Source organism: Rathayibacter sp. PhB152, assembly GCF_003751395.1.
Taxonomy (GTDB): Bacteria; Actinomycetota; Actinomycetes; order Actinomycetales; family Microbacteriaceae; genus Rathayibacter; species Rathayibacter festucae.
In genome coordinates, this window is sequence record NZ_RJUT01000006.1 from 17,688 (window position 1) to 29,803 (window position 12,116).

Consider the following 12,116-nt stretch of genomic DNA (forward strand, 5'->3'; position numbering starts at 1 on the left):
GTCTAGGAGCGGAACGCGATGCGCGCCCAGTCGGCGTCGATCGTGCGGAGCGTCGCGGCGGGGTCGGAGCCGAGGGCGACGCCCTGGACGTAGTTCTGCAGCGGGATGTTCTGCGGCACGAGCTGCGAGGCGCCGAGGCTGAACGCCGCCCGGTCGTAGAACTCCTGCAGCTCGACGAGGGTGGGCTGGGTGACGGCGGGGGCGTCGGTGGTGACGCCGAAGGCGTTGTTGTCGGCGTTGTAGGCGTCGATGATCTCCGGCTGCATCAGGAAGGAGAGGAACTCGCGCGCCGCCGCCTTCTTGGTCGAGGCCTCCGGGATCCAGAGCGCGAGGTCGACGTTCACCCGCACGCGGCGCTCGTCCGGATCGTCCGTCATCGGCAGCGGGAAGGCGCCGATCGAGAGGTCCGGGGCGGTCTTCGCGATCTCGCTCAGCGCCCACGGGCCCTGGAAGTACATCGCCGCCTCGCCGTTCGAGAAGGCGAGGTTGCCGTCGCCGTAGGCGCGGCTGGCCGCGTTCGGCTGCGCGTAGCCGGCGAGCTGCACCATCTGCTCGACGGGAGCGGCGAAGTCCTTCTCGAACGAGACCGGCGAGGAGGGGCCGACGTCGGCGCCCTGCTCCTTCAGCTGCGAGAAGAAGGCCTCGAGGTCGACGGTCCCGCCGACGGAGTAGTCGAAGAGACCCTGCGCGACCGTCCACGGGTCCTTGTACGTCCCGTAGATCGGGGTGATGCCCGCCGCGGTCAGCGCGTCGCAGACCGCGAGGAACTCTGTCCAGGTGGTCGGCACCTCGAGGTTCTGCGCGGCGAAGATCTCGCGGTTGTAGAGCACCGCCGACAACATCAGCGAGTAGGGCAGCACGCTGGTGCGGCCCGGGTAGGACGCGGTCTGCTCGATCAGCGGCTGCAGGTCGGGGTTGATCCGCTTCGCCTCGGCCATGTCGGACAGGTCGCTCAGGGCGCCCCGCTCGACGAACCGCGCGACCTCGAAGTTGTAGTTCAGGCAGCCGAGGTCCGGCGGATTGGTGCGGACGAAGCCCGCCGAGAGGTTCGAGGAGAAGTCGTGCACGACCCGCACCCGCGACTGCGCGGCGTGGAAGCGGTCGATGACCTCGTCGAAGTAGCCGATCACCTCGGGCTTGGACTGGAAGAAGGTGATCTCGGTGACCCCGCCCGAACCGGAGGGGGAGGCGCAGGCGGCGAGGCCGAGCGCGGCGGCGCCGGCACCCGCCGCGGTGAGCAGGGTGCGCCGGCTGAGGGCGGTGGTGGTGAGGGGCACGTCGTCGTCTCCCGGGTTGCGGATAAGTTACTTCGGCGACTAAATCTAGGTAATAAATCTAGTACGCGATGTACTGTTGCAGCCGATCCGGCCGACGTCAAGGGGAAGGGGGACGCGATGTCCGAGAGCAGGCTCTCCCTGAGCACCGGCTCGTTCCAGCGCCGGCGCAGCGCGCTCGACGTGCTCGAGCGCGCCTGGACCGGTGAGGCGGTGACCGCCTCCGCCCTGATCGAGCGCACCGGCCTCACCCGCTCCACCGTGATCGCCGTCTGCGACGACCTGATCGAGCTCGGATGGCTGGAGGAGCTGGAGAACCAGCGCGCGGCCGGCGACTACGTCAAGGGGCGGCCTGCGCGCCGGTACGCACTCCGCCGCCGCGCGGGCGTCGTCGTGGGCGTGGACGCCGGACAGCACAGCGTCGGCGTCTTCGTCGCCGACCTGCTCGGCGAGACCCTCGTGCGGCACGTCGAGGCCGTCGATCACGAGCGCGTCGAGGACCTCCCGCACGAGCGCCGCGTCGCCGACATCGATCGGGTGCTCGACCGCGCCCTCCTCCTCACCGGCGTGACCGACGACGAGGTCCTCGCGCTGACCCTCGGCGTCCCGGCTCCCGTCGACGCGCTCGGCCACTCCCCCGCGGGCGACAACGGCTTCTGGGGCGCGATGAACCCCGGGCTCGTGGACCACTACTCCGGCCGCGGCTGGTCGCCGGTGGTCGACAACGACGCGAACCTCGCCGCGCTGGCCGAGGGCTGGCGCGGCGCGGCGATCGGCTGCGACGACTACCTGGCGCTGCTCTCCGGCGAGCGGCTCGGCGGCGGGATCGTGCTCGGCGGCTCGCTGCTGCGCGGCGCCCGCGGCCTCACCGGCGAGATGCGCTACCTCGACCTGGTCGAGGGCGTCGGCTCGGCGGAGGGCATCGCGGCCCTCGCGCGGACCTGGGCCCGCGAGGCGCTGGCCGTTGCGGGCCGGCCGGCGTCGCTCCTCGACGCCGTGGCGCAGCCCGGTGCCGCCGAGGTGCTGGCCGCGGCCGACGCGGGCGATCCGCTGGCCTCCGCCGTCGTCGCGCGGCTGACCGACCGCCTCACCGCCATCACCGCGACCGTCGCCAACCTGCTCGACGTCTCCCTGATCGTGGTCGGCGGGGCTCTGGCCGCCTCAGCCGGCCCTCTGCTCGCCGCGGTCTCGGAGCGCCTGGTGGGCGAGGTGCACGCCCCGGCACCGCGGATCCTGCCGTCGACCCTCGGCGATCAGGCGGTCGCTCTCGGCGCCGTCCGCTCGGGACTCGGGCGGGTGCGGGCGGATCCGCTCGCGCTGTCGCTGCCGAGCCGGCCGGTCGAGGCCGCCGCGCTCGCGTAGAGGCCGCTAGCGCCGGAAGGCGCGGACGATGAGCAGCAGCGCGAGCAGGACGGCGACCGCCGCAGCCGTCGCCGAGGGCAGCGCGAGCAGGAGGACGAGCGCGCCCGCCGCGGAGACGATCGCGGGCCACCGCGCACCGGCGACTCCGCGGTCCAGCCGGCGCAGGATCAGCGCGATCAGCGAGGCCGCGACCGCGAAGGCGAGCAGGGCGTCGGCGTCGAGGACGACCACGGCGAGAACCGACACGAGGCAGACGGCGAGCTGACCGGCCGCGGGCACGCCCGTGCGGCGGTTGCGGTGGGCGAAGGGGCCGGGGATCTCGCCCGCGTCCGCGAGCCGGACCAGCGCCGAGGCGTCGCGCCGGGTCAGGGCGACGAGCGCGAGGAGGGCGGCGAGCACGGCGGCGATGCCGACGAGGGCGGCGGCCGGGGTCCCGGCGGCGACCGCGGAGAGCGAGGCCGGGACGTCGGCGAGCTCCTGCGGACCGACGAGCAGGAGCAGCCCGACGCCGATCACGGCCGCGACGAGGGTGATGACGCCGATCCCGAGCAGCGAGCGGCCGAGCGTCGGCGTCTCGCCGGGCGAGGCGGGCGCGAAGAGGACGAGCAGCAGGGCGGCCGCCGTTCCGGCACCCTCCGCACCGCCGATCACCGTCTCGGACGGGGTCGCGACGGGGTCCGCGAGGGCGACGATCACGGCGGAGGCCAGCAGGAGGAGCAGCACGAGCCCCAGGAGCAGGCGCGCGAGCCCGGGCGGGACGGCGCCGCCGCGGAGCACGAAGAGGGTGGTGCCGACGATCAGGAGCACGGCGACCGGGCGAGCGCTCGCGCCGACGATCGAGTCGGCGGCGGTCAGTGCGAGCGCGGACGCCGCGAGCGCGCGGCCGGCGAGCCCGAGCCACTCCCCCGTCGGTCCGTCGTGCACCTCGCGGCCGGAGTCGGCGACTGCGCCGACGACGGCCATCGCCGCCGCGAGCCCGAGACCGAGCAGCAGCCACCAGCCGGCCTCGTGCGCGGCGGGCGACCAGACCAGGAAGAGCGCGGCCACGGCGATCGACGCCCGCGACAGCTCGGAGGCGCGCAGCAGACCCCCCGTCCGGGTCTGATCACCATGCATGCGCATTCACTCATGCTAGGGCGTCGGACCTCTTCCCGGAGGGCCGAAGGCCGCGCCCCCATGTTGATCGAGTAGCCCGCACAGCGGGCGTATCGAGATCCACCACCGTCAGACGCGGGTCTGCAGACCCGCGCTGCAGGCGACGGCGGGTCTCGATACGCCGCTCCGCGGCTACTCGACCACCATGAATACGCCGCTCCGCGGCTACTCGACCAGCATGCAGAGTGCAATCACACCCTTCGTCGCCCGTGCTGATCGAGTAGCCCGCGCAGCGGGCGTATCGAGGTCCACCACCGTCAGACGCCGGTCTGCAGACCACCCCTACTGGCGACGCCGGGTCCCGATACGCCGCTCCGCGACTACTCGACCAGCATGTGGCGCGCGGAGCGCGGACGTCTCCGGGTGCGGCCTACGCGTCGCCGTCGAACATGGAGGTGACGGAGCCGTCGTCGAAGACCTCGTGGATCGCGCGGGCGAGCAGCGGGGCGATCGGCAGGATCGTCAGGCGGTCCCACTTCTTCTCCTCGGGCAGCGGCAGGGTGTCGGTGACGACGACCGAGTCGATGAACTCGGAGCTGAGCAGCTCGCGGGCCGGGTCGGAGAAGACGGCGTGGGTCGCGGCGACGACGACGCCGATCGCGCCGGCGGCCTTGAGCGCCTCGGCGGCCTTCGCGATGGTGCGGCCGGTGTCGATCAGGTCGTCGACGAGGAGGCAGACGCGGCCGCTGACCTCTCCGACGATCTCGTGCACCGAGACCTGGTTCGCGACCTTGGGGTCGCGGCGCTTGTGGATGATCGCGAGCGGCACGCCGAGCTTGTCGCTCCAGATGTCGGCGACGCGGACGCGGCCCATGTCCGGCGAGACGACGGTGAGGGTCGAGGGGTCGAGCTTCTCGCGGAAGTGCTCGAGCAGCACCGGCATCGCGAAGAGGTGATCGACGGGGCCGTCGAAGAAGCCCTGGATCTGCGCGGCGTGCAGGTCGACCGACATGATGCGGTCGGCGCCGGCGGCCTTGAACAGGTCGGCGACGAGGCGGGCCGAGATCGGCTCGCGGCCGCGGCCCTTCTTGTCCTGGCGCGCGTAGGGGTAGAACGGCGCGACCACGGTGATCCGCTTGGCTGAGGCGCGCTTGAGCGCATCGACCATGATCAGCTGCTCCATGAGCCACTCGTTGATCGGCGAGGTGTGCGACTGCAGGACGAAGACGTCCCCGCCGCGGACCGACTCGCCGTAGCGGACGTAGAGCTCGCCGTTCGCGAAGGTGCGCCCCTCGGTGGTGACCAGCTCGGTGCCCAGCTCGTCGGCGACCGCTTCCGCCAGTGCCGGATGCGCCCTCCCCGAGACCAGGACCAGGCTCTTCTTGTTGCTGGCGGTGATGCCCGTCACTGTGCTCCGCTTCCTCCGGTCGCGCGGTCGGTGCCCTCGGGCTCCGACGCCTGGGCGGCCTCGGCGGCGGTGGCCGACGCGGTTCCCGGACGATGGGTCTGCACCCATCCGGCCATGTTGCGCTGCGGAGCGACGGTGATGCCGAGGGCTCCGGCGGGGATGTCCTTGCGGATGACCGTGCCGGCGCCCGTGTACGCTCCGTCACCGATTCTAACGGGGGCGACGAAGACGTTGTGCGACCCGGCGCGCACGTGCGACCCCACGACGGAGGACGCCTTGTTCACCCCGTCGTAGTTGGCGAAGATCGAGCCGGCGCCGATGTTCGACTCCTCGCCGATCGTCGCGTCGCCGACGTAGGAGAGGTGCGGCACCTTCGAGCCGGCGCCGATCGTCGCGTTCTTGGTCTCGACGTAGGTGCCGATCTTGCCGCGCTCGCCGAGCACGGTGCCCGGGCGCAGGAACGAGAACGGGCCGACCTGCGCCTGGGCGCCGATCACCGCGAGTGTCGCGTCCGAGCGCTTGATCACCGCGTCCTCGCCGACCTCGCAGGAGTCGAGGGTCGTGTCCGGCCCGATGATCGCCCCGGAGGCGATGACCGTCGGCCCCTTGATCTGCGTGCCGGGGAGGATCTCGACGTCGGGCGAGAGCACCGCGTCGACGTCGATCCAGGTGGTGGCCGGGTCCTGGATCGTGACGCCCTCGAGCTGCCAGCGGCGGACGATGCGGGCGTTGAGCTCGAGCGCGGCGTCGGCGAGCTGGGCGCGGTCGTTGATGCCGGCGACGAGCCAGCGGTCCTGCACGGGGACGGCCTCGATGGCGCGGCCGGCGGCCTTGAGCGCGGCGGCGGCGTCGGTGAGGTACTTCTCCTGCTGCGCGTTGTCGGTGCCGATCGCGCCGATCACCGCGCGGAGGGCGGCGGCCTCGAAGGCGTAGACGCCGGCGTTGGTCTCGGTCAGCGCGAGCTCGGCGTCGCTGGCGTCCTTCTGCTCCACGATCGAGGCGAAGCCGCCGTCGCCGCCCCGCACGATGCGGCCGAAGCCGGTCGGGTCCTCGAGCACGCAGGAGAGCATGGTCAGGGCGTTCGCCGCGGCGAGGTGCTCGTCGACCAGGCGGCGCAGCGTCGGGGCGTCCAGCAGCGGGACGTCGGCGCTGAGCACCACGACGGTCCCGTCGAAGTCGTCCGGCAGCGCGGCGAGGCCGAGCTCCACGGCGCGGCCGGTGCCGGGCACCTCGTCCTGATCGACGACGAGGGCCGCCGGCGAGTGGTCCAGGACCGCGGCGGCGACCCGCTCGCGCTCGTGCCGCACGACCGTGACGACGTGGCCGGCGTCGAGCGAGGCGGCCGTGTCGAGGACGTGCCCCAGCAGCGGGCGCCCGGCGAGGCGGTGCAGGACCTTGGGGGTGCGGGACTTCATCCGGGTGCCCTGACCGGCGGCCAGGATCACCACCGCGAGCGTGCTGTCGACCATGGTGCGCGTGCTCCTCCGTCCGGCACCGGTGCTCGGTGCTCGAGCTCCGCCACCAGGATTCGAACCTGGACCGGACAGCTCCAAAGGCTGCCGTGCTGCCGTTACACCATGGCGGACCGCGCTCTCGCGCGCCGTCCATCCTGCCATCCGCCCGCACCCGCCGTCGCCGTGGCGTCCCCGCCGGGCGGCTCCCGGCGACTCCCGGGGCGCGCACCCGCCAGAATGGACGGGTGAGCGCGAATGACGAGGTGGACGGCATCGTCGACGCCTGGGTGCGCGAGCGGCCCGACCTCGACTTCACTCCCCTGCAGGTCTTCTCGCGGATGCGCCGGCTCGCCAAGCAGCTGGAGCGGGCGCGCGGCAGTGCCTTCGGCCGCTCGGAGCTCGAGACCTGGGAGTTCGACGTCCTCTCCGCCCTCCGCCGCGCGGGGGCGCCCTACCGGATGAGCCCGAAGCAGCTGCTCCAGGCGACGATGGTCACCAGCGGCACGATGACGAACCGGATCGACCGGCTGGTCGAGCGCGACCTCGTCGAGCGCCTCGACGATCCGAACGACGGCCGCGGCGTGCTGGTGCAGATGACGCCGTCGGGCCTGTCCCGGGTGGATGCGGCGATCACCCGGCTCGTCGACGCCGAGCAGGAGCTGCTCGGAGCGCTCACGCACGCGCAGCAGGAGCGGCTGGCGCAGCTGCTCCGCAAGCTCTCGCTCGACTTCGGCTGACTCCGCTGCAGAACATCAGCTGAGACGGGGGTCCCTCGCCCCACAGCGGAGGCACCCCCTTCTCAGCTGATGTTCTGCGCCGCGCTCAGCCCTCGAGCAGCTCGGACAGCTCCAGCCAGCGCAGCTCGAGGCCGGTCGCCTCGTCCTGGTGCTCGCGCAGCTTCGCGTTCAGGCCGAGGATGCCGTCGTAGTCGTCCGGGTCGTGGGTCGCCATCTTCTCGTGCACCGCGGCGGAGAGCTGCGTGAGCTTGTGCAGGCGCCGGTCGATCGCCGACACCTCCTTCTCGGCGGTGCGCCGCTCGGCGCCGCCGAGACCGGACGGGGCCGGAGCGGACGCGCCGGTCGAGCCGCCCGCGGGCGCGCCCTTCTCCAGCGCGCGGCGCAGGTCGAGGTACTGCTCCACACCACCGGGCAGGTGGCGGAACGCGCCGTCCATCACGGCGTACTGCTGGTCGGTGACCCGCTCGAGCAGGTAGCGGTCGTGCGAGACGACGAGCAGCGTGCCGGGCCAGGAGTCGAGCAGGTCCTCGATCGCGGCGAGCATGTCGGTGTCGAGGTCGTTGGTGGGCTCGTCGAGGATCAGCACGTTCGGCTCGCTGAGCAGGATCAGCAGCAGCTGCAGCCGGCGGCGCTGGCCACCGGAGAGGTCCTTCACCGGCGTCGAGAGCTGGGCGCTGGAGAAGCCGAGGCGCTCGAGCAGCTGCCCGGGGGTCATCTCCTTGCCGCCGATCGAGTAGCTGGTGCGCTGCTCGGCGATGATCTCGCGGACCGGCTGGTGCTGCACCTCGGTCAGCTCGCGCAGCTGCTGGTCGAGGATCGCGACGCGGACCGTGGTGCCGCGCTTCACCTTGCCGCTGGTCGGCTGCACGCTGCCGGCCACGAGGCCGAGGAGGGTCGACTTGCCGGCGCCGTTGACGCCGAGGACACCGGTGCGCTCGCCGGGCGCGATCCGCCACTCGATCCTGTTGAGCACGGTCCGCTCGCCGTAGCGGACGGTGACGTCGAGCAGGTCGACGACGTCCTTGCCGAGCCGCGAGACGGCGAGCTGCGAGAGCGAGACGGAGTCGCGCACGGGCGGCTCGTTCTCGATCAGCTGGTTCGCCGCATCGATGCGGAACTTGGGCTTGGCCGTGCGGGCCGGAGCGCCGCGGCGGAGCCAGGCCAGCTCCTTCTTCATCAGGTTCTGCCGCTTCGACTCCATGGTCGAGGCCATCCGGTCGCGCTCGACGCGCTGCAGGATGTACGCCGCATAGCCGCCCTCGAAGGGCTCGACCAGGCGGTCGTGCACCTCCCAGGTCGCGGTGCAGATCTCGTCGAGGAACCACCGGTCGTGGGTGACGACCGCGAGGCCGCCCGAGGTCGCGGCCCAGCGGCGCTTGAGGTGCTCGGCGAGCCAGGCGATGCCCTCGACGTCGAGGTGGTTGGTGGGCTCGTCGAGGAAGACGACGTCCCAGTCGCCGACGAGCAGCTTGGCCAGCGCGACGCGGCGGCGCTGGCCGCCCGAGAGCGCGCCGACGACGCCGTCCCAGGGGACGTCGCGCAGCAAGCCGGCGATGACGTCGCGGGTGCGCGCGTCCCCGGCCCACTCGTGCTCCTCGAGGCCGCCGACGACGGCCTGGGCGACGGTGAGCTCCTCGTCGACGGTGTCGGCCTGGTCGAGCATGCCGAGCGTGACGCCGCGGCGGTGGGTCACCCGGCCGCCGTCGGGCTCGATGCGCTGCGCGAGCAGGCGGAGGAGGGTGGACTTGCCGTCGCCGTTCCGGCCGACGATGCCGATGCGGTCGCCCTCCTCGATGCCGAGGGAGACGTCGTCGAAGATGACCCGCGTGGGGTACTCGAGGCGGAGCGACTCAGCGCCCAGGAGATGTGCCATAGGGGCCGAGTTTACCGGGGGCCGCCTCCGCGGATCCCCACGGGCGGACGCGGTGTGCTCAGGCGACCGTCACGGTGCGCATGTGCCAGCCGGTCGCGCCGTCCGGGGCGGGCGGCGCCTCGTCCTGCGTCTGCACCAGGCCCTCGGAGTCGGTGGCGCGGACCAGGACGACGTGGTCGCCGGCGATCGCGTCCCACTCGTAGACCCACTGGATCCAGGTGTCGGCGGTGACGGCCTCGGCGAGGCGCGCGGGCTGCCAGGCACCGCCGTCGATCTGGACCTCGACCTTGGAGATGCCGGTGTGCGGGGCCCAGGCGACGCCCGCGACCGCGACCGTGCCGGACGGGACGGCCTGACCCTGGCGCGGGACGTCGATCCGGGACTCGACCTTGATCGGGCCCCGCTCGGTCCAGCCGCGGGTCGACCAGTAGGCGACGTCGTCCTCGAAGGTGGTGACCTTCAGCTCGGTGACCCACTTCGTCGCCGAGACGTAGCCGTAGAGGCCCGGGACGACCATCCGCACCGGGAAGCCGTGCTCGACCGGGAGCGGCTGGCCGTTCATGCCGACGGCGAGCAGGCTCGCGCGGCCCTCGTCCGTCAGCACCTCGAGCGGGCTGGACGCGGTGAAGCCGTCGATGCTGCGGGAGAGCACCATGTCGGCGCCGGCAGTCGGGCGGGCGCGGGCGAGCAGCTCGCGGATCGGGTAGCCGAGCCAGAGCGCGGTGCCGATCAGGTCGCCGCCGACCTCGTTCGAGACGCAGGAGAGGGTGACGAGGTGCTCCTCCAGCGGGAGGGCGAGCAGCTCGTCCCAGGTGAGGGTGATCTCCTCCTCGACCATGCCGGTGATCTTGAGCGACCAGTCCGCCGGGTCGACGCTGGGCACCGAGAGCGCGGTGTCGATGCGGTAGAAGTCGTCGTTGGAGGTGACGTAGGAGCTGATGCCCTCGATGTCGTCGAGGACGCCGGCCGCGGGGATCGGCGCGGCGGTGGCGGCGGGGGTCGGCAGCACCACGGCCTCGCGGACCGCGGTCACGGCGGAGGCGGCGGCGGTGACGACCCGCGCGCCCACGCCCGCGACGACGGCCGCGGCGCCGGCGATGCCGACCAGGCGGAGGAAGGAGCGGCGGTCGGTCGAGCCCTGGGCGGGCTCCTCGTCCCAGGCGCGCAAGCGGGCGGAGGCGGCGCGCAGCACCATCGCACCGGCGACCATGCCGACCACGCTCGGCGCGGCGTCGATGCCGGACGCGCCCTCCCGGCTGACGGCCGCGAGCGCACCGAGGCCGGCGACGGCGGCGAGGACCAGGACGCCGAGCGGCGTCTTGCGGTACTCGAGCAGTCCGGCGGCGATCGCGAGCAGGGCGACCGCGATCCCGAGGGAGACGAGGAGGACGAGCTTGTCACCGGTGCCGAACAGGGCGATGACCGTGTCCTTGACGCCCGGCGGGACGATGTCGATCACGAAGCCGCCGACCGCGACGAGCGGGCTGCCGCCGGCGCCCGTGAAGACGGCGACGAGCTCGGCGGTGGCGAGGGTGACGGCGGCCGAGACGAGCCCGGTGAGGATCGCGAACAGTGCTACTCGTCTGGGGGCCATGAGCGGCACTCTAGGCCACGAGATCGAGCGTTCTCTGCGGACGGCGCGGCGGCCCACCCCTGCTGATCGAGCAGCCCTCGCTGAGGGCGTATCGAGATCCACCGTTGAGCAGACGCCGGGTCTCAATACGCCGCTCCGCGGCTGCTCGACCAGCATGCAGTGGCGGCTGCTCGACCAGAATGTGGAGGCCGCCGCGCATGGAGACGAACCCGCCCCGTTCATGCTGATCGAGTAGCCCCCGCAGAGGGCGTATCGAGATCCACCGTTGAGCAGACGCCGGGTCTCGATACGCCGCTACGCGGCTACTCGACCAGCATGCGGGAGCCGCTCCGCGGCTGCTCGACCAGCAGGCAGTGGCGGCTGCTCGACCTGCGTGGTCAGGTGGAGAGGAGGCGGGCGCCGTGGACCGGGCCGGAGACGCGGACGGCGCGCAGGCGGGCGGACGTCAGCTCGAGCTGCAGGTCGAGCGCGGCGTCGGCGTCGGGCAGGAGGAAGGCGACCGTCGGGCCGGAGCCGGAGACCAGGCCGCCGAGCGCGCCGCTCTCCTCGCCGCGCTCGAGGATCCGCGCGAGGCCGGGCTGCAGGTGCAGGGCGGGCGCCTGGAGGTCGTTGTGCATCGCGTCGGCGAGCATCGCGGCGTCGCCCGCCCGGAGAGCCTGGAGCACGTTCGGCTCGATGCTCGGCGTCGCGGAGATCGGCCGGAAGTCGTGCAGGTGCCGCTCGCGGTGGCGGTCCAGCTCGCGGTAGACCTCGGGGGTCGACAGGCCCTGCTCCGAGAGCACGAGCACCCACTCGAAGCGGCCCTTCGCGAGCGCGGGGCTCAGCTCGTCGCCGCGGCCGACGCCGATCGCGGTGCCGCCGGTGAAGGAGAACGGGACGTCCGCGCCGAGCCCGGCGGCGATGCCGAGCAGCTGCTCGCGGGTGCAGGCGGTGCCCCAGAGCGCGTCGCAGGCCAGCAGCGTCGCGGCGGCGTCGGCCGAGCCGCCGCCCATCCCGCCCGCGATCGGCACGTTCTTCTCGATCTCGAGGTGCACGCCGCCGCGGTAGCCGGTCGCCCGGGCGAGGGCGCGCGCCGCCTTGATCGCGAGGTTCGACCCGTCGACGGCGAGGCCGCGGGTGTCGATCGAGCCGGAGAACTCGACCGAGAAGTCGGGGGCATCGCTCGCGCGGACGTCCTCGTAGAGGGAGAGCGACTGGAACGCCGTCGCGAGCTCGTGGTAGCCGTCCTCGCGGACGGCGCCGACCTTCAGGTAGACGTTGATCTTGCCTGGCGCTCGCGCGTGGACCCGGTTCGACGTCGTCGCGCGATGGGCCATGCG

The 12,116-nt window shown here is 72.8% G+C and carries 10 protein-coding genes and 1 tRNA gene; 3 read left to right on the forward strand and 8 right to left on the reverse strand.

The window, feature by feature from the left end:
- Positions 1–2 precede the first annotated feature (2 nt).
- Entirely contained in the window at positions 3–1,277 is a 1,275-nt protein-coding gene (locus EDF36_RS14595) for an ABC transporter substrate-binding protein (protein WP_123733568.1), read from the reverse strand.
- Between the two features lie 117 nt (positions 1,278–1,394).
- Here EDF36_RS14595 and EDF36_RS14600 point away from each other — a divergent pair, with 117 nt between their 5' ends.
- Positions 1,395–2,636, forward strand: coding sequence for an ROK family protein (locus tag EDF36_RS14600; RefSeq protein WP_123733569.1), 1,242 nt, complete (start codon positions 1,395–1,397; stop codon positions 2,634–2,636).
- Between the two features lie 6 nt (positions 2,637–2,642).
- On the opposite strand, the gene EDF36_RS14605 is transcribed toward EDF36_RS14600, so the two are convergent.
- The 4 genes from EDF36_RS14605 to EDF36_RS14620 form a co-directional block, all read right to left on the reverse strand.
- Positions 2,643–3,752: a hypothetical protein gene (locus EDF36_RS14605; protein ID WP_185020492.1), complete on the reverse strand. Its 1,110-nt coding sequence runs from the start codon at positions 3,750–3,752 to the stop codon at positions 2,643–2,645.
- Between the two features lie 409 nt (positions 3,753–4,161).
- The gene (locus EDF36_RS14610; RefSeq protein ID WP_123447631.1) at positions 4,162–5,139 is read right to left on the reverse strand and encodes a ribose-phosphate diphosphokinase; all 978 of its coding nucleotides are present in this window, start codon (positions 5,137–5,139) and stop codon (positions 4,162–4,164) included.
- On the reverse strand, positions 5,136–6,608 hold the full coding sequence (glmU, locus tag EDF36_RS14615; protein WP_123733571.1) for a bifunctional UDP-N-acetylglucosamine diphosphorylase/glucosamine-1-phosphate N-acetyltransferase GlmU: 1,473 nt from the start codon (positions 6,606–6,608) through the stop codon (positions 5,136–5,138). Before glmU ends, EDF36_RS14610 begins: the two co-directional genes overlap by 4 nt.
- Positions 6,609–6,652: 44 nt before the next feature.
- Positions 6,653–6,724: transfer RNA gene (locus tag EDF36_RS14620), tRNA-Gln, on the reverse strand.
- 114 nt (positions 6,725–6,838) lie between these two features.
- Between EDF36_RS14620 and EDF36_RS14625 the strand changes: the two genes are divergently transcribed.
- On the forward strand, positions 6,839–7,330 hold the full coding sequence (locus tag EDF36_RS14625) for a MarR family winged helix-turn-helix transcriptional regulator (protein ID WP_123447633.1): 492 nt from the start codon (positions 6,839–6,841) through the stop codon (positions 7,328–7,330).
- Between the two features lie 85 nt (positions 7,331–7,415).
- Here EDF36_RS14625 and EDF36_RS14630 read toward each other — a convergent pair whose 3' ends face one another.
- Positions 7,416–9,203, reverse strand: a complete 1,788-nt coding sequence (locus tag EDF36_RS14630; protein ID WP_123733572.1) for an ABC-F family ATP-binding cassette domain-containing protein — start codon at positions 9,201–9,203, stop codon at positions 7,416–7,418.
- A gap of 58 nt (positions 9,204–9,261) precedes the next feature.
- A complete protein-coding gene (locus tag EDF36_RS14635; protein WP_123733573.1) occupies positions 9,262–10,797 on the reverse strand; it encodes a molybdopterin-dependent oxidoreductase in 1,536 nt (511 codons plus the stop codon).
- Here EDF36_RS14635 and EDF36_RS20950 point away from each other — a divergent pair.
- Entirely contained in the window at positions 10,796–11,032 is a 237-nt protein-coding gene (locus tag EDF36_RS20950; RefSeq protein ID WP_148060054.1) for a hypothetical protein, read from the forward strand. The two genes, EDF36_RS14635 and EDF36_RS20950, sit on opposite strands and share 2 nt — an antisense overlap.
- Before the next feature lie 142 nt (positions 11,033–11,174).
- On the opposite strand, the gene EDF36_RS14640 is transcribed toward EDF36_RS20950, so the two are convergent.
- Positions 11,175–12,113, reverse strand: coding sequence for a 4-(cytidine 5'-diphospho)-2-C-methyl-D-erythritol kinase (locus EDF36_RS14640; RefSeq protein ID WP_123705149.1), 939 nt, complete (start codon positions 12,111–12,113; stop codon positions 11,175–11,177).
- Between the last annotated feature and the right edge of the window lie 3 nt (positions 12,114–12,116).

What these genes read in the sequence shown, in the direction of transcription:
- EDF36_RS14600 (WP_123733569.1), top strand. Translation starts at nt 1,395, where the DNA reads ATGTCCGAGAGCAGGCTCTCCCTGAGCACCGGCTCGTTCCAGCGCCGG.
- EDF36_RS14605 (WP_185020492.1), bottom strand. Translation starts at nt 3,752, where the DNA reads ATGCATGGTGATCAGACCCGGACGGGGGGTCTGCTGCGCGCCTCCGAG.
- glmU (WP_123733571.1), bottom strand. Translation starts at nt 6,608, where the DNA reads ATGGTCGACAGCACGCTCGCGGTGGTGATCCTGGCCGCCGGTCAGGGC.
- EDF36_RS14630 (WP_123733572.1), bottom strand. Translation starts at nt 9,203, where the DNA reads ATGGCACATCTCCTGGGCGCTGAGTCGCTCCGCCTCGAGTACCCCACG.
- EDF36_RS20950 (WP_148060054.1), top strand. Translation starts at nt 10,796, where the DNA reads ATGAGCGGCACTCTAGGCCACGAGATCGAGCGTTCTCTGCGGACGGCG.
- EDF36_RS14635 (WP_123733573.1), bottom strand. Translation starts at nt 10,797, where the DNA reads ATGGCCCCCAGACGAGTAGCACTGTTCGCGATCCTCACCGGGCTCGTC.
- EDF36_RS14640 (WP_123705149.1), bottom strand. Translation starts at nt 12,113, where the DNA reads ATGGCCCATCGCGCGACGACGTCGAACCGGGTCCACGCGCGAGCGCCA.